The sequence below is a fragment of the Streptomyces sp. NPDC031554 genome, assembly GCF_055580685.1.
Genome location: NZ_JBVIKX010000002.1, coordinates 415,298 through 430,983, shown reverse-complemented (window position 1 = coordinate 430,983; position 15,686 = coordinate 415,298). Strand labels below are relative to the sequence as shown.

The following is a 15,686-nucleotide window of genomic DNA, read 5'->3' as shown; positions in this document are numbered from 1 at the left end:
GCGGCACGCCAGAGGGGTTGGGGGGGGGACGCGGCCTTGCACCCCGCCGGCTGGGGGGGGGGGGGGGGGGGCGGCGGGGGGGGCGGGGGGGCGCGGGGGGGGGGGGCCCCCCCCCCCCCCCGACCGAGTACGTGAGCGCGGTACGCACACGCGTCGATGCCATGCCACCGGGCCAGGCCAGGCCAGGACCGAAGTCGAAGCATGGGTGAGCTGGGCAGCAGCCACCGTGAAGCGCCTCGACCCGTTGAGTACACCGCCCGGCTGCCCGACATGCCCAACCTGCGGGCCGACACCCTGAAACCCTTCCTCGGGCACTGGAGCGTTCACGGACCCACCTGCTGAACGCCCGCCCCACAAGGGCGTCCGGGCTGCCGGGGCCAGAGCGTCAGATGAGCGTCACGCCGTACAGCGCCGGCGCAGCGCGGTTGCGGATCACCTTTTGCCGCTCGTTCCCCCGGAGGATCGACGCCTGCACGACCCACCCGACCCGCGTGACGGTGTCACCGGCTGGATCGCCGACCCGGACCTGGACGACGTCGGCCACGTCGTCGTCAGCCTTGCGTCGTGCAAGCGATCTTTCCCCCGGCGGCCGACACGCAACTGTGCGCCGACGACAGGAAGGCTCCCGCGAGTCACGTCCTCGCGGGAGCCTTCCGTTGTGCCGCCTGCCGACGTGAAGGGTGAGAAGACGATCACGAGGCAGGACGTCTGGGGTGTGTCACGGCGTCACGGCTTGAGCAGCAGGCTGTCGCCGCGCTCCTTGGCGGCGGCGTAGCGCTTGGCCACGTCCTGCCAGTTGACGACGGCCCACATGGCGTCGATGAAGTCGACCTTCTGGTTCTTGTACTGGAGGTAGAAGGCGTGCTCCCAGGCGTCGAAGACGAGGATCGGGGTGGAGCCCTGGCCGACGTTGCCCTGGTGGTCGTAGACCTGCTCGACGATGAGGCGGCCGCTCAGCGGCTCGTAGGCGAGCACACCCCAGCCGGAGCCCTGGGTGGTGGCGGCGGCCTTGGTCAGCTGGGCCTTGAAGCCGGCGAAGGAGCCGAAGGACTCGGTGATCGCATCGGCCAGGTCACCGACGCCGTCCTGGGCGAGGGGCTCGCCGCCGCCGTCCTTCGGGCCGGTCATGTTCTGCCAGTAGATCGAGTGCAGGATGTGGCCGGAGAGGTGGAAGGCCAGGTTCTTCTCCAGGCCGTTGATCGAGCCCCACGACTCCTTGTCCCGCGCCTCGGCCAGCTGCTCCAGCGTGTCGTTCGCACCCTTCACGTACGCCGCGTGGTGCTTGTCGTGGTGCAGCTCGATGATCTCCGGGCTGATGACCGGGGCGAGCGCCGAGTAGTCGTACGGAAGTTCCGGGAGCGTGTAAAGCGCCATGTCCAACGTCCTCCGACGTTATTGCGAGTCGTATGCAGGTGCACGCTAGCAGTAAGAACGGTACATTGCGATCAGGCGTTGGACCTAGGACCCATCCCCCATGTCGCGCCGGTCTGGTGACGGCAGTTCGCGACCTGGACTCGCCCACGACGGCAGGAAAGGCAAGCACGTGACCATGACCCCGCCGTCGGCACACCCTGGCGAGGCGACGGTGCCAGACCACTCGGTGCTGCTACGACGCCACGGCCTCCGCTGCACCCCGGCCCGGCTGTGCGCCCTGAGGCTGCTGTCCGCTTCCGGGGAACATCTCTCTTGCACCGACGTCTGCACTGAACTGCGCCGACTCGGCCTGCCGTTCGATCAGGCGACCGTCTACCGGACTCTGGAGACCCTCACGGACGTGGGTCTCGCGCACGCCGTGCACGGCCCAGGCCCCAAGCGCTACGGCGTCAGCCCCGAACCGCACCACCACACCGTGTGTGAGGAGTGCGGTCGCGTACAGGATCTGGCGATCGCCGACATGAGGGAGGCCGTGGAACGGATCACCGAGCTGACGGGACTGCGCGCCGGCGCCGGTGGCTCGCTGCTGCTGTACGGCCGATGCGCGCGGTGCAGCGAGTAAGCAAGTTGCTGCCACAGGTGCGGGACGCCGCCTCGGAACGGACGCTGTCAAGGCATGGCGGCGCCCCGCACCCAGCCGACGGCGGGAGTACCGCTTCAGCACCCCCGACCGGCCGGCCTTCCTCGAATCTAGTCGTTATTGCGAGTCGTTCGCAATAAGTGGATCCGTCACCCGTCGTCCTCGAGGTTGCCCTCGGTCTCCAGGTACACCTGCCGCAGCTCTGCCAGCAGCGCCGGATCGGGCTTCGCCCACATCCCGCGCGACTCCGCCTCCAGCAGCCGCTCGGCGATGCCGTGCAGCGCCCATGGATTGGCCTGCTGGAGGAATTCACGGTTCGTCGGGTCTAGGACATATGTCTCGGTGAGCTTGTCGTACATCCAGTCGGCGACCACGCCGGTCGTGGCGTCGTAGCCGAACAGGTAGTCCACGGTGGCGGCGAGTTCGAAGGCGCCCTTGTAACCGTGGCGGCGCATCGCCTCGATCCACTTCGGGTTGACCACGCGCGCCCGGAAGACGCGTGAGGTCTCCTCGACGAGTGTGCGGGTGCGGACCGTTTCCGGGCGGGTGGAGTCGCCGATGTACGCCTCGGGTGCGGTCCCGCGCAGGGCGCGGACGGTGGCCACCATGCCGCCGTGGTACTGGAAGTAGTCGTCGGAGTCGGCGATGTCGTGCTCACGGGTGTCCGTGTTCTTCGCGGCCACGGCGATCCGCTTGTAGGCCGTCTCCATCTCCTCACGGGCGGGGCGGCCTTCGAGCTCGCGGCCGTAGGCGTAGCCGCCCCAGACGGTGTAGACCTCGGCGAGGTCGGCGTCGGTGCGCCAGTCGCGCGAGTCGATGAGCTGGAGCAGTCCGGCGCCGTACGTTCCGGGGCGGGAGCCGAAGATGCGCGTGGTGGCTCGGCGCTCGTCGCCGTGGGCCGCCAGGTCGGCCTGCACGTGGGTCCGGACGTGGTTGATCTCGGCCGGTTCCTCCAGGGAGGCCGCCAGGCGTACGGCGTCGTCCAGGAGGCCGATGGTGTGGGGGAAGGCGTCCCGGAAGAAGCCCGAGATGCGCAGGGTGACGTCGATGCGCGGGCGGCCCAACTCGTCGTAGGGGACGGGTTCGAGGCCGGTGACGCGGCGGGAGGCGTCGTCCCAGACGGGGCGGATGCCGAGCAGGGCGAGGGCCTCGGCGACGTCGTCGCCGGCGGTGCGCATGGCGCTGGTGCCCCACAGGGACAGTCCGACGGAGGTGGGCCAGTCGCCGTTGTCCGTGCGGTAGCGCTCCAGCAGGGAGTCGGCGAGGGCCTGGCCGGTCTCCCAGGCGAGGCGTGAGGGGACGGCCTTGGGGTCGACGGAGTAGAAGTTGCGGCCGGTCGGCAGGACGTTGACCAGGCCACGGAGCGGCGAGCCGGAGGGCCCTGCCGGGACGAACCCGCCGGCCAGGGCGTGGACCGTGTGGTCGAGTTCTGCGGTGGTCGCCGCCAGGCGCGGGACGACTTCGCGGGCGGCGAAGTCGAGGACGGCGCGGACCTGTTCGCCGTGTTCGGTGGGTACGGCGGCCGGGTCCCAGCCGGCGTCCTCCATGGCTTGGACCAGGGCGCGGGCCTTCTCCTCCGCCTCGTCGGCCGTCGTGCGGGTCGCGGACGACTCGTCCAGGCCGAGGGCTTCCCGCAGACCGGGGAGAGCCTTGACGCCGCCCCAGATCTGGCGGGCGCGGAGGATGGCGAGGACGAGGTTGACGCGGTCGGCGCCGGCGGGCGGGGTGCCGAGGACGTGGAGGCCGTCGCGGATCTGGGCGTCCTTGACCTCGCAGAGCCAGCCGTCGACGTGGAGGAGGAAGTCGTCGAAGCCGTCGTCGTCGGGCCGGTCCTCCAGGCCGAGGTCGTGGTCCAGCTTCGCCGCCTGGATGAGGGTCCAGATCTGGGCGCGGATGGCGGGCAGCTTGGCCGGGTCCATGGCGGAGATCTGCGCGTACTCGTCGAGGAGTTGCTCCAGGCGGGCGATGTCGCCGTAGGAGTCGGCGCGGGCCATGGGCGGGACGAGGTGGTCGACGAGGGTGGCGTGGACGCGGCGCTTGGCCTGGGTGCCCTCACCGGGGTCGTTGACGAGGAAGGGGTAGATCAGCGGGAGGTCGCCGAGGGCGGCGTCGGGGCCGCAGGCGGCGGACAGGCCGGCGTTCTTGCCCGGCAGCCACTCCAGGTTGCCGTGCTTGCCGAGGTGGATCATCGCGTCCGCCCCGAAGCCGCCCTCCGCCTGTGGGGCGGCGATCCAGCGGTAGGCGGCCAGGTAGTGGTGGGAGGGCGGGAGGTCCGGGTCGTGGTAGATGGCGATCGGGTTCTCGCCGAAGCCGCGCGGGGGCTGGATGAGGACGAGCAGGTTGCCGTAGCAGAGGGCCGCGAGGACGATGTCGCCCTCCTTGTTGCGGCTGTGGTCGACGAACATCTCGCCGGGCGCCGGGCCCCAGTGTTCCTCCACCGCCTCGCGCAGTTCCTTCGGGAGGGTGGCGAACCAGCGTCGGTAGTCGGCCGCCGGGACGCGTACCGGGTTGCGGGCGAGCTGTTCCTCGGTGAGCCAGTCCTGGTCGTGGCCGCCCGCCTCGATGAGCGCGCGGATCAGCTCGTCGCCGTCGCCGGAGGCCAGGCCGGGGATGTCCGTGCCGGAGCCGAAGTCGTAGCCCTCGTCGCGCAGACGCCTGAGCAGGGCGACGGCGCTGGCGGGAGTGTCCAGGCCGACCGCGTTGCCGATTCGGGAGTGCTTGGTGGGGTACGCCGACAGAACCAGAGCCAGCCGCTTCCGGGCCGGTGGGATGTGGCGGAGGCGGGCGTGGCGTACGGCGATTCCGGCGACCCTGGCCGCCCGCTCGGGGTCGGCGACGTAGGCCGGGAGGCCGTCGGCGTCGATCTCCTTGAAGGAGAACGGCACCGTGATCAGACGGCCGTCGAACTCGGGGACCGCGATCTGACTGGCCGCGTCCAGCGGGGAGACGCCCTCGTCGTTCTCCGCCCAGGCCGTGCGGGAGCCGGTCAGGCAGAGGGCCTGGAGGATGGGGACGTCGAGGGTGGTGAGCGCGCCCGCGTCCCAGGACTCGTCGTCGCCGCCGGCCGATGCCTCGGCGGGCTTGGTGCCTCCGGCCGCCAGGACCGTGGTGACGATGGCGTCGGCGGACCGGAGTTCGGCGATCAGCTCTGCCTCGGGCGCCCGCAGGGAGGCGACGTACAGGGGCAGCGGCCGGCCACCCGCTTCCTCGACGGCGTCGCACAGGGCATGGACGAAAGCCGTGTTGCCGCTCATGTGGTGGGCGCGGTAGTAGAGCACCGCGATGGTCGGCCCGCCGGCCGGCCGGTCCGGGCGCTCCAGTGGGCCCCAGGTCGGAGCCGACGTCGGCGCGTCGAAGCCGTGACCGGTGAGCAGCACGGTGTCCGACAGGAACCGGGCGAGCTGTTCGAGGTTGGCGGGGCCGCCGTGGGCGAGGTAGGCGTGGGCCTCGGCGGCGATGCCGACGGGGACGGTGGAGGCGGCCATCAGCTGGGCGTCGGGGGCCTGTTCACCGGTGAGGACGACGACCGGGCGCCCGTCCGCCAGCAGCAGGTCGATGCCGTCCTGCCAGGCGCGGATGCCGCCCAGCAGGCGTACGACCACCAGGGCGACGCCGTCGAGGAGGGCGGGGAGGTCGTCCACGGCGAGGCGGGCGGGGTTGGCGAAGCGGTAGCCGACCGGGCCGCCGGCCGCGCGGGCGCTGAGCAGGTCGGTGTCGGACGTCGACAGGAGCAGGATCTCGTGGGCGTGCGGGGCTCGCTCCCCGATCGAAGTGGGCATGCGTCGCCTGGCCTTCCTCGGGGTCCGCGCCCCGGGCAGTGTCGGAATGGTCTCCCCCTCGGACGAAGCCGAAGGCGAGGGGAGGGAGTTCCTGGCTCATCCGGCCCGGTGAGGCCGAATTCACAGTGGCGGGACCGCGCCGGATTCACACCGGCTTCCTCTCCTGTCGCCGTGGTGGCGGTTCGTGGACCGGGTGATCCACCGTGGAGCATAGTAAGGGTCACAGGATGAGCGCGGGGCATACATCGTTCATGATCGTGGGTATGCTCACCGCCATGCCCACGGCAGCCCTTCCTCCATGGCCCCAGGCCACCCCGGCCCCACGGGACGGCGGTGACGCCTGCCCCGGAGCGCTGCGCCTGCACACGGCGGACGACGGGGCCCTCGCCCGCGTCCGCCTCCCCGGCGGAGTTCTGACCACGCATCAGGCACGGGCGCTCGGTCGTGCCTCCCGACGGCTGGGCGACGGCGACCTGCACCTGACATCGCGTGGCAACGTGCAGCTGCGCGGCTTGGCAGCCGGGTGCGGCGCGGAGCTGGCGGAGGCGTTGGACGCGGCCGGCCTGCTCCCCTCGCCGGAGCACGAGCGGGTGCGCAACATCGTCGCCTCCCCCCTGTCCGGCCTCGACGGCGGCGGGTTGCAGGACGTACGGCCCTGGCTGACGGCCCTGGACGCCGCGTTGTGCGCGAGCGAAGCCGCCAGGGGCCTGTCGGGTCGGTTCCTGTTCGCCCTGGACGACGGACGCGGTGATGTGGTCGGCCTCGGCGCCGACGTCACGGTGTGTGCGACCGGGGACGGCGGAGCGTGGCTCGCCCCCGGGTCGGTTCGTGTGGCCGCCGGTGACGCGCCGCTCGCTGCGTTGGTGGCGGCCGAGACCTTCCTGGAGGCCGCACGGTCGCACGGGACACGAACCTGGAGAGTGTCCGAACTTGCCTTGTCGGAAGCCGAGTTGGGTTGGCTCGTGCGTGACCGGCTGACGGCCGAGGGCGTCGAGCACGAAGACCGTGCCGAGCCGGTCGGTACGGCCGGGGGACCGTCGCCGGGAGTCGTCGGCGACGCTCTGTCCGTGCACGTGCCCCTGGGGCGGCTCTCGCCCGTCCAGTGGGAGGCGTTGACGGGTGCCGCGGACTCGGAGCTGCGGTTGACCCCTTGGCGTGGCGTGGTCGTCCCCACCGTGGGCGCCACCGCTGCGCGCATCGCCGGGTCGCTCGAACGTCTCCGTGCGGTCGGCCTGGTCACCGACCCTGCGTCCCCGTGGCTGCACGTGGGCGCCTGCATCGGCCGCCCCGGATGCGCCAAGGCGCACGCCGACGTACGGGCGGACGCGGCGCGGGCACTCGAAGTGACGGGCCGCCCTGTCCTCCCCCTGTACTGGTCCGGGTGTGAACGGCGCTGCGGGCACCCCAGTGGCGACCACGTCGATGTGCTCGCGGCCCCGGACGGCGGGTACCGCCTCTCAGCCGCCACGACGGGCCGGAGCATGCGAACCGCAGCCGTAGCAGGTCCTTCCCAGATAGGCGCCGCCCTGGCGGCGATCACCTCATGATCCGCAAGACGACCGAGAGCAGCGAGAAGAGCACCGTGACCACCCACGTCTACGAGAAGGACGGGGCGTCGATCTACCGCCAGTCCTTCGCCACCATCCGCGCGGAAGCGGACCTCGCGGGACTGCCCGCCGACATCAGCCAGGTCGCGGTGCGCATGATCCACGCCTGCGGGATGGTCGACCTCGTCCAGGACCTGTCCTACACGCCAGCGGTGGTGGCTCACGCCCGAGAGGCCCTGCGTTCCGGTGCCCCGATCCTCTGCGACGTGCAGATGGTGGCCAGCGGCGTCACCCGCAAGCGGCTGCCGGCCGGCAACGACGTGCTCTGCACCCTGTCCGACCCGGCCGTCCCGGAGCTGGCCGCGAAGATGGGCACCACGCGCAGCGCCGCCGCGCTGGAGCTGTGGCGCGACCGGCTGGAAGGGGCGGTCGTCGCCGTCGGCAACGCGCCCACCGCCCTCTTCCGGCTCCTGGAGATGATCGAGGAGGGCTCTCCCCGGCCCGCCGCCGTCATCGGAGTCCCGGTCGGCTTCGTCGGCGCCGCCGAGTCCAAGGACGCCCTGGCCGCACATCCCTCCGGCCTGGAACACCTGGTGGTACGCGGCCGCCGCGGTGGCAGCGCCATCGCGGCCGCCGCGCTCAACGCGATCGCGAGCGAGGAAGAGTGAGCGGCAAGCTGTACGGGGTCGGCCTCGGCCCCGGTGACCCCTCCCTGATGACCGTACGGGCCGTCGAGGTCATCGCCGAAGCGGACGTGATCGCCTACCACAGCGCCCGGCACGGGCGGTCCATCGCCCGCTCGATCGCGGCGCGGCACATCCGTGAGGACCACATCGAGGAAGCGCTGGTCTATCCGGTCACGACGGAGACCACCGACCATCCCGGCGGCTACAAGGGCGCCATGGAGGAGTTCTACGCCGAGGCGTCGGCCAGGCTCGCCTCCCATCTCGACGCCGGCCGCACCGTGGCCGTGCTCGCCGAGGGCGATCCGCTCTTCTACGGCTCCTACATGCACATGCACAAGCGGCTCACCGACCGCTACGACACCGAGGTCGTCCCCGGTGTCACCTCCGTGTCGGCCGCCGCGGCGCGTCTGGGCGCACCGCTCGCCGAGGGCGAGGAGGTGCTGACGATCCTGCCGGGCACCCTGCCCGAAGAAGAGCTGACCGCCCGCCTCGCCACGACGGACGCCGCGGTGGTGATGAAGCTCGGCCGGACCTTCCCCAAGGTGCGCCGTGCGCTGGAGAGCGCGGGACGGCTGGAGGAGGCCCGGTACGTGGAGCGGGCCACCATGAGCAAGGAGCGCGTGGCCGAACTGGCGGACGTGGACGCGGAATCGGTGCCGTATTTCTCGGTGGCCGTGCTGCCGAGCCAGGTGGATGCCGAGCGGCCCGTGCGGGAGCGGGGCGAGGTGGTCGTGGTCGGTACGGGTCCGGCCGGTCCGCTGTGGCTGACGCCCGAGACGCGGGGCGCACTGTCCGCCGCCGACGACCTGGTCGGCTACGCCACCTACCTGGACCGGGTGCCCGAGCGGCCGGGCCAGGCCCGGCACGGGTCGGACAACCGGGTGGAGGCCGAGCGCGCCGAGTTCGCGCTGCAACTGGCCCGGAAGGGGCGCCGGGTGGCCGTGGTCTCCGGCGGCGACCCGGGTGTGTTCGCCATGGCGACCGCGGTCCTGGAAGTCGCGTCCCGGCCCGAGTACCTGGATGTGCCGGTGCGCGTGCTGCCGGGCGTGACCGCCGCCAACGCGGCCGCGGCACGGGCCGGCGCCCCGCTCGGACACGACTACGCCACCATCTCGCTGTCCGACCGGCTCAAACCGTGGGAGGTCATCGCCGAGCGACTGCGCGCAGCGGCTTCGGCGGACCTGGTGCTGGCCCTGTACAACCCCGGCTCGCGCAGCCGTACCTGGCAGGTGGGCAAGGCGCTGGAGCTGCTGCTGGAGCACCGGGCGCCGCAGACTCCGGTGGTGGTCGCCCGCGACGTCGGCGGCCCGGGCGAGCGGGTGCGGATCGTGCCGCTGGGCGAGCTGGATCCGGCCGAGGTCGACATGCGCACGATCCTGCTGGTCGGTTCCTCGCAGACCCGGGTGGTACGGCGGGCCGACGGCGAGGAGATCGTCTGGACGCCGCGCCGGTATCCGGAGGCGTGAGGTGGGCGGTGCCGCGTCGCGCGCGGCACCGTCTCCGGCTCTACTCGCCGTGCTCCTGAGCGGTGGCCGGCCGGGCGAGTCCCGCCGTCCACTTCTCCTCGATACGGCCGACCTTCCACACCAGCAGGGCGACGGCCCAGGTGGCGAAGAACAGACCGACGATGACGTAGCCGATGATGTTGAGGTCGAGTCCGGCGATCCAGTCCCAGAAGGCGCCGTGCAGGTCCGCCTTCTCGGCGACCAGGCCGAGGAGTTCGACGGTGCCGATGATGAGGGCGACGGCGACGGACAGGCCGGTGATGGTGAGGTTGTAGTAGACCTTGCGTACCGGCTTGGAGAGCGCCCAGCCGTAGGCGAAGTTCATGAACGAGCCGTCGATGGTGTCCAGCAGCGACATGCCGGCCGCGAACAGGACCGGCAGGCACAGGATCGCGTACCAGGGCAGTCCGGAGGCGGCGCCCGAGCCGGCGAGGACGAGGAGCGCGATCTCGGTGGCGGTGTCGAAGCCGAGGCCGAAGAGGACGCCCAGGGGGTACATCTGCCACGGCTTGGTGATCGACTTCATGAGGCGGCCGAGGAGGCGGTTCATGAAGCCGCGGTTGTTGAGCTGCTCCTCCAGCGCCGCCTCGTCGAAGTGGCCGGTGCGCATCTGCCGGAACACCTTCCAGATGCCCACCATGATCATCAGGTTGATGACCGCGATGACGCAGAGGAAGGTCCCGGAGACGGTCGTGCCGATCCACCCCGTGACGCTGTGCAGCTCGGAGTCGTCGTTCTCGACGGGTCCGGCCAGCGCCTTCACGCCCAGGGAGAGCAGGAGGGCGAGGGCGAAGACGATCGTGGAGTGGCCGAGGGAGAACCAGAAGCCGACGGACAGGGGACGCCGCCCCTCGTTCATCAGCTTGCGGGTGGTGTTGTCGATGGCGGCGATGTGGTCGGCGTCGAAGGCGTGACGCATGCCGAGGGTGTACGCGGTGACTCCGATGCCTATGCCGAAGGTCTTGGTGCCGAGGCTGTGGTGCTGGGGGGCGACGATCGCGACCAGCGTGAACCAGCCGATGACGTGCAGGGCCAGGATGAAGGCGGCCATGCCGCCGGCACTGGCCCATTCCTTCCGGGTCATCGAGGTGCGGATGCGGTGCCACGAGATGCCGCGGCCGGTGGCCGGAGCGGTCGGCCCGGCGGAAGCGGAATCAGGAGCGGTGGTCATGGGGCGTGACCCTTACGTTCGGCGAGCGGCTGTTCTCAGCCCCTCCTTCCAGATTTCTGCGAACGTGTTGCAACGACAACATGACCGCAGCAAAGCCCACGCCAGGTTTCGGTCAACGGACCGGAAAGGGGCCTTGTTCAAGGCTTTCGCGGACCCACTGTGCCGCGCTCCCGGCGTCGGCCACGAGGGACACGCCCTGCGGAACCGGTGGTCTGCGGACGACGACGACGGGCAGCCCGGCCTCTCTCGCGGCGGTCAGTTTCGGCGCGGTCGCCGCCCCACCGCTGTCCTTCGTGACAAGAACGTCGATGCGGTGGCGACGGAGCAGCTCGCGCTCCCCGTCGAGGGTGAAGGGGCCGCGATCGAGCAGCACCTCCAGGTGGGCGGGATGCGGCGACTCGGGTGCGTCCACGGACCGTACGAGGAACCACAGGTCGTCGAGGTCCGCGAAGGCGTCCAGCCCCATCCGCCCGGTGGTGAGGAACACCCGTCGGCCGAGTGCGGGCAGCGACCGGGCCGCTTCCCCGAGTGACCCCACCTCGTGCCACCGGTCGCCCGCTACGGGGACCCAGCCGGGCCGGCGCAGGGCGAGCAGGGGAACATGGCTGGTGGCAGCGGCCTGTGCCGCGTTGAAGCTGATCGTGCCGGCGAAGGGGTGGGTGGCGTCGACGACCGCGTCGACCGCGTGGTCACGCAGCCACGCGGCCAGTCCGTCAGCCCCTCCGAAGCCGCCGACGCGGGTTTCGCCGGGGGGCAGCCGGGGACTGGCGACGCGCCCCGCGAGGGAGCTGGTCAGCTTGAGGCCGGGGGTGTCGTGGAGCAGTTCGGCAAGGCGGCGGGCCTCCGTGGTGCCGCCGAGGATCAGTACGTGCATGGGAGTCCGGGTCCGTTCATGAGGAGTAGTGAGGGTCGAGACGTGGGTGACGACGGAGGGGGCGGGCCGCAGGGTTCCGGTCAGGTGAAGGGCGGGCGTCGCGCCCAGTTGGAGCACACGGGGCTGCGGCACGGCTGGACCACGGGGGCCTGCGCGACGGCGGCCACGACGGCCGCGTACACCGCCCTGCTGACCGGTGAGTTTCCCGACCCGGTGACGATCACGCTGCCCAAGGGGCAGACGCCGTCCTTCGCGCTGGCCGTCGAGCAGCTGACCGAAGGTTCCGCCATGGCGGGGATCGTGAAGGACGCCGGCGACGACCCCGACGTCACGCACGGCGCGCTGGTCCGGGCCACGGTCCGGCGGCTGCCCGCGGGCAGCGGCATCGTCTTCAAGGCCGGCCCCGGCGTGGGGACCATCACCCGGCCCGGCCTTCCGCTGCCCGTCGGTGAGGCGGCCGTCAATCCCGTGCCCCGGCGGATGATGAGCGAGCACGTCGCCGAGGTGGCCGCGCGACACGGCGGCAGCGGCGACGTGGAGATCACCGTCTCCGTCGACCACGGCGAGGAGATCGCCCGTTCCACCTGGAACCCACGGCTCGGCATCCTCGGCGGCCTGTCCATCCTCGGCACCACGGGCATCGTCGTGCCGTACTCCTGCTCGGCCTGGATCGACTCCATCCGCCGGGGCGTGGATGTGGCCCGGGCGGCCGGACGGACCCATGTCGCCGGATGCACCGGGTCGACGTCCGAGAAGACGGTCGTCGCCGAGTACAACCTGCCCGAGGACGCCCTGCTCGACATGGGTGACTTCGCGGGCGCCGTGCTGAAGTACATCCGCCGCCACCCGGTGGACCGCCTCACCATCTGCGGCGGCTTCGCCAAGCTCTCCAAGCTCGCGGCGGGCCATCTGGACCTGCACTCCGGCCGCTCCCAGGTCGACAAGGGCTTCCTGGCGGAACTGGCCCGCGGCGGCGGCGCGGACGAGCCGCTGGCCGCCGAGGTGGGTGCCGCGAACACCGGCCTCGCCGCGTTGCAGCTGTGCCAGGCAGCCGGCGTACCGCTCGGGGACCTGGTGGCGCAGGCCGCCCGGGACGAGGCGCTCGCCGTGCTGCGCGGAGCGCCGGTCGCGGTGGACGTCATCTGCATCGACCGGGCAGGCACGGTCGTGGGCCGCAGCACGATCCGCTGAGCCCCCGTCACCGGGCGGCCGGTACGGTCCGCAGATAGGCGCCGAGCCGGGTGATCGCCGACGGGTTGCGAGGGCTTTCGACCAGGTCGGCGTAGTCCAGGGAGATGACCCGCCGGTGCTTGACAGCCGAGACGTCGCGCAGCGGGGCGTGGGAGAGCAGGAACTTCTCCTTCTGCTCGGCGCTGACGTCGCCGTAGTCGCAGATGACGATGACGTCCGGGTCGCGCTGTACGACGCTCTCCCAGCCGACCGTGGTCCAGGAGTCCGCCACGTCGTGCATCACGTTGACGCCGCCCGCCTCGGTGATGATCTGCTCCGGAGCCGCGTAGCGGCCGGAGGTGAAGGGGGTGTCCTGGCCGCTGTCGTAGAGGAAGACGGAAGGACGGTCGGCACCCTTGGGCGCCTTGGCCCGTACGTCGGCGATCTGCTGCTTGAAGTTGGCGATCAGCGTGGCCGCACGCTTCTCGACGCCGAAGAGATGGCCGAGGTTGGTGAGGTCGGCGTACAGGGCGTCCAGGGGCGGCATGATGCCGCGGGAGGACTTGGTGCGGCCGTTGCGGCAGGACTCGGTGAGGACGTACGAGGGGATACCGAGCTTCTCCAGGGCGTCGGGGGTGAAGCCGCTGTCCTCACGGAAACCGTAGTTCCAGCCCGCGAAGACGAGGTCGGCACGGGCGTCGAGGACGTTCTCCTTGGTGAGCTGGTCCTTCGACAGCCACTTCACCTTGCCGTAGCCGTCCTTCCAGGGCACACCGCGCAGGTCGCCCTTGTCGTCGGGCATGGCGAAGCCGGCCATGCGGTCCTCCAGCCCGAGGGCGAACATCAGCTCCGTGATGCCGACGTCGTTGGTGACGACCCGCTCGGGGACCTTGTCGTACGTCACCTGGCGACCGCAGTTGGTCAGGGTGACCGAGGAGGAGGGTTTCGCGTCCTGGGCCGGCTCCACCGTGGCGCCGCACCCGGTGGCGGTCGCGGCCAGACAGAGGGCGGCGGCTAGAAGCTGCTTACGCATGGGCATCCTTCAGGCAGTGGGTGGAAGCAGGTCGAACAGGAGCTGGACGGCATCCGTCTCGGGGTGCCGGACGGTGTGGGCCCGGACGCCGAACACCTTCGCGAGCAGCGGGGGTTCGAGGACGTCCTGGGGCGGTCCGGAGGCGACGATCCGGCCGCCGTCGAGGACGTACAGCACGTCGCAGTGGGCCGCCGCCAGGTTGAGGTCGTGCAGCGCGGCCAGCACGGTCAGGCCGCTGTCGCGGACCAGGGACAGCACGTCCAGCTGGTGAGCGATGTCGAGGTGGTTGGTGGGTTCGTCGAGGACCAGGATCTTCGGTTGCTGGGCCAGCGCCCGGGCGATGAGGACCCGTTGCTTCTCGCCTCCGGACAGGCCCAGGAATCCGCGGTCGGCCAGGTGGGCGACGCCGGTGCGTGCCATCGCCCGTGCGCAGATCTCCCGGTCCGAGGCGGCCGTACGGCCCTGGTGCGGCAGCCGGCCCATGGCGACCACCTCGGCGACGGTGAAGTCGAACTCGGCCGAGGACTCCTGCGGCAGTGCGGCCAGGACCCGGGCGGCGGCCCGTGCGGCCATGGCGTGCAGGTCGTCCCCGTCCAGCCGCACCACTCCCCCGGCCGGCCGCAGCGCCCGGTAGAGGGAGCGCAGCAGGGTCGACTTGCCGCTGCCGTTGGGACCGACGAGTCCGACGAACGCCCCGCTGCCCACGGTGAGGTCGATGTGCTCGACCAGCCGGATTCCGGCCGCCTCGATCGTGACGTCATCGATGTCGAGTCGCATGCTCAGCGCCCTCCGAACGTGTAAGCGCCCCGCCGCATCAGCAGCAGGAACGCGGGAACACCGACCACCGCGGTGATCACTCCGACCGGCAGCTCGGCGGGCGCGAACAGCAGCCGGGACAGTACGTCCGCCCATACCAGCAGCACGGCCCCGGCGAGCGGGGCGACCGCCAGCACTCGCCGGTGGTCGGCGCCGACGAGCATCCGGACGACGTGCGGAACCATGAGGCCGACGAACCCGATGGCCCCGCTGACCGCCACCACCGTCCCGGTCACCGCCGCGGTGACGAGGAACAGCTCCCGGCGCAGCCGGGCCGGTCCGACGCCGAGCGCGGCCGCTGTCTCGTCGCCCATGGCGAGTGCGTTGAGCGGCTCGGCCCGCAACCTCAGCAAGGTCCATCCGGCCGCCACCGTGACGGCGGCGAGCGGCAGTCGGGCCCAGGTGGCGCCGCCCAGGCTGCCCAGCAGCCACATCATCGCGGACCGGGCCGCCTCGCCCCGTGCAGCACCGAACACCATGACCGTGGTGACGGCCTCGAAGCCGTACGCCAGTGCCGTGCCGGTCAGGATCAGCCGCAGGGGCGTCAGTCCGTGCGGTGAGCGGGCCACGGCGTACACGAGCGCCATCGCCGCGAGCGCGGAGACGAACGCCGACGCGGACAGCGCCCACACGCCGAGCCCGGCGAACGCGCCGAGGAGGATGACGGCGTTGGCGCCCACCGCCGCGCCGGAGGAGATACCGAGGACGAACGGGTCGGCCAGCGCGTTGCGCACCATGGCCTGCACCGCCACCCCGACGGCCGCGAGGCCCGCTCCGGCCACGGCACCGAGCAGCACCCGCGGCAGCCGGATCTCCCAGACGATGGTGTACGCGGCCGCGTCCCGCGCGTGCACGGTCCCACCGGTGAGTCCGGCCCACAGGAAGCGCAGTACGTCCGCCCAGCCGACGCCGGCGGCACCGAGCCCCACCCCGCCGACGAGGGACAACAGGAGCAGCAGCACCAGAGCCAGGCTGAGCGGCAACACGGGTATGCGACGGGGGGCCGTGCTTCGGCGCACCTGAGGGCCTTTCGAACGGGCCGCCTGCTGGACGTCGAGCAGGAGCAGCCCGTGTGGCCGTGGTCGGCCGTA

The 15,686-nt window shown here is 71.6% G+C and carries 13 protein-coding genes and 1 riboswitch; of the genes, 5 read left to right on the top strand and 8 right to left on the bottom strand.

Annotation, left to right across the window (positions count from 1 at the left end):
• Window positions 1-385: 385 nt before the first annotated feature.
• A complete protein-coding gene (locus ACZ5FU_RS07355; protein ID WP_468645170.1) occupies window positions 386-544 on the bottom strand; it encodes a hypothetical protein in 159 nt (52 codons plus the stop codon).
• Window positions 545-726: 182 nt separating this feature from the next.
• The gene (locus ACZ5FU_RS07350) at window positions 727-1,374 is read right to left on the bottom strand and encodes a superoxide dismutase (protein ID WP_189923363.1); all 648 of its coding nucleotides are present in this window, start codon (window positions 1,372-1,374) and stop codon (window positions 727-729) included.
• Between the two features lie 175 nt (window positions 1,375-1,549).
• Between ACZ5FU_RS07350 and ACZ5FU_RS07345 the strand changes: the two genes are divergently transcribed.
• Window positions 1,550-1,996, top strand: a complete 447-nt coding sequence (locus ACZ5FU_RS07345; protein WP_468645179.1) for a Fur family transcriptional regulator — start codon at window positions 1,550-1,552, stop codon at window positions 1,994-1,996.
• A gap of 167 nt (window positions 1,997-2,163) precedes the next feature.
• Here ACZ5FU_RS07345 and cobN read toward each other — a convergent pair whose 3' ends face one another.
• The gene (gene cobN / locus ACZ5FU_RS07340; RefSeq protein WP_451529246.1) at window positions 2,164-5,793 is read right to left on the bottom strand and encodes a cobaltochelatase subunit CobN; all 3,630 of its coding nucleotides are present in this window, start codon (window positions 5,791-5,793) and stop codon (window positions 2,164-2,166) included.
• Window positions 5,794-5,878: 85 nt separating this feature from the next.
• A riboswitch (cobalamin riboswitch) is annotated at window positions 5,879-5,954 on the bottom strand.
• A 90-nt stretch (window positions 5,955-6,044) separates the two neighbouring features.
• Between cobN and cobG the strand changes: the two genes are divergently transcribed.
• The 3 genes from cobG to ACZ5FU_RS07325 are packed head-to-tail and all read left to right on the top strand — an operon-like array spanning window position 6,045 to window position 9,492.
• On the top strand, window positions 6,045-7,340 hold the full coding sequence (cobG, locus tag ACZ5FU_RS07335) for a precorrin-3B synthase (protein ID WP_451529247.1): 1,296 nt from the start codon (window positions 6,045-6,047) through the stop codon (window positions 7,338-7,340).
• The gene (locus tag ACZ5FU_RS07330; protein WP_451776830.1) at window positions 7,337-8,008 is read left to right on the top strand and encodes a precorrin-8X methylmutase; all 672 of its coding nucleotides are present in this window, start codon (window positions 7,337-7,339) and stop codon (window positions 8,006-8,008) included. The genes cobG and ACZ5FU_RS07330 overlap by 4 nt, the downstream gene beginning before the upstream one ends.
• Complete coding sequence (locus ACZ5FU_RS07325; protein ID WP_451529249.1) at window positions 8,005-9,492, top strand: precorrin-2 C(20)-methyltransferase; 1,488 nt, start codon at window positions 8,005-8,007, stop codon at window positions 9,490-9,492. Before ACZ5FU_RS07330 ends, ACZ5FU_RS07325 begins: the two co-directional genes overlap by 4 nt.
• Before the next feature lie 40 nt (window positions 9,493-9,532).
• Here ACZ5FU_RS07325 and nicT read toward each other — a convergent pair whose 3' ends face one another.
• Window positions 9,533-10,702, bottom strand: coding sequence for a Nickel transporter NicT (gene nicT / locus ACZ5FU_RS07320; protein ID WP_469045060.1), 1,170 nt, complete (start codon window positions 10,700-10,702; stop codon window positions 9,533-9,535).
• 112 nt (window positions 10,703-10,814) lie between these two features.
• Window positions 10,815-11,576, bottom strand: coding sequence for a cobalt-precorrin-6A reductase (locus ACZ5FU_RS07315; protein WP_451529251.1), 762 nt, complete (start codon window positions 11,574-11,576; stop codon window positions 10,815-10,817).
• Window positions 11,577-11,594: 18 nt separating this feature from the next.
• Between ACZ5FU_RS07315 and ACZ5FU_RS07310 the strand changes: the two genes are divergently transcribed.
• Window positions 11,595-12,767: a cobalt-precorrin-5B (C(1))-methyltransferase gene (locus ACZ5FU_RS07310; protein WP_469045059.1), complete on the top strand. Its 1,173-nt coding sequence runs from the start codon at window positions 11,595-11,597 to the stop codon at window positions 12,765-12,767.
• A 7-nt stretch (window positions 12,768-12,774) separates the two neighbouring features.
• Here the strand turns inward: ACZ5FU_RS07310 and ACZ5FU_RS07305 are convergent, their stop codons facing one another.
• Genes ACZ5FU_RS07305 through ACZ5FU_RS07295 form a run of 3 tightly spaced genes read right to left on the bottom strand, consistent with a single transcriptional unit; the run spans window position 12,775 to window position 15,614 of the window.
• Window positions 12,775-13,779, bottom strand: coding sequence for an ABC transporter substrate-binding protein (locus ACZ5FU_RS07305; protein ID WP_451529253.1), 1,005 nt, complete (start codon window positions 13,777-13,779; stop codon window positions 12,775-12,777).
• Window positions 13,780-13,788: 9 nt separating this feature from the next.
• A complete protein-coding gene (locus tag ACZ5FU_RS07300; protein ID WP_469045058.1) occupies window positions 13,789-14,556 on the bottom strand; it encodes an ABC transporter ATP-binding protein in 768 nt (255 codons plus the stop codon).
• Between the two features lie 2 nt (window positions 14,557-14,558).
• A complete protein-coding gene (locus ACZ5FU_RS07295) occupies window positions 14,559-15,614 on the bottom strand; it encodes a FecCD family ABC transporter permease (protein WP_468645163.1) in 1,056 nt (351 codons plus the stop codon).
• Between the last annotated feature and the right edge of the window lie 72 nt (window positions 15,615-15,686).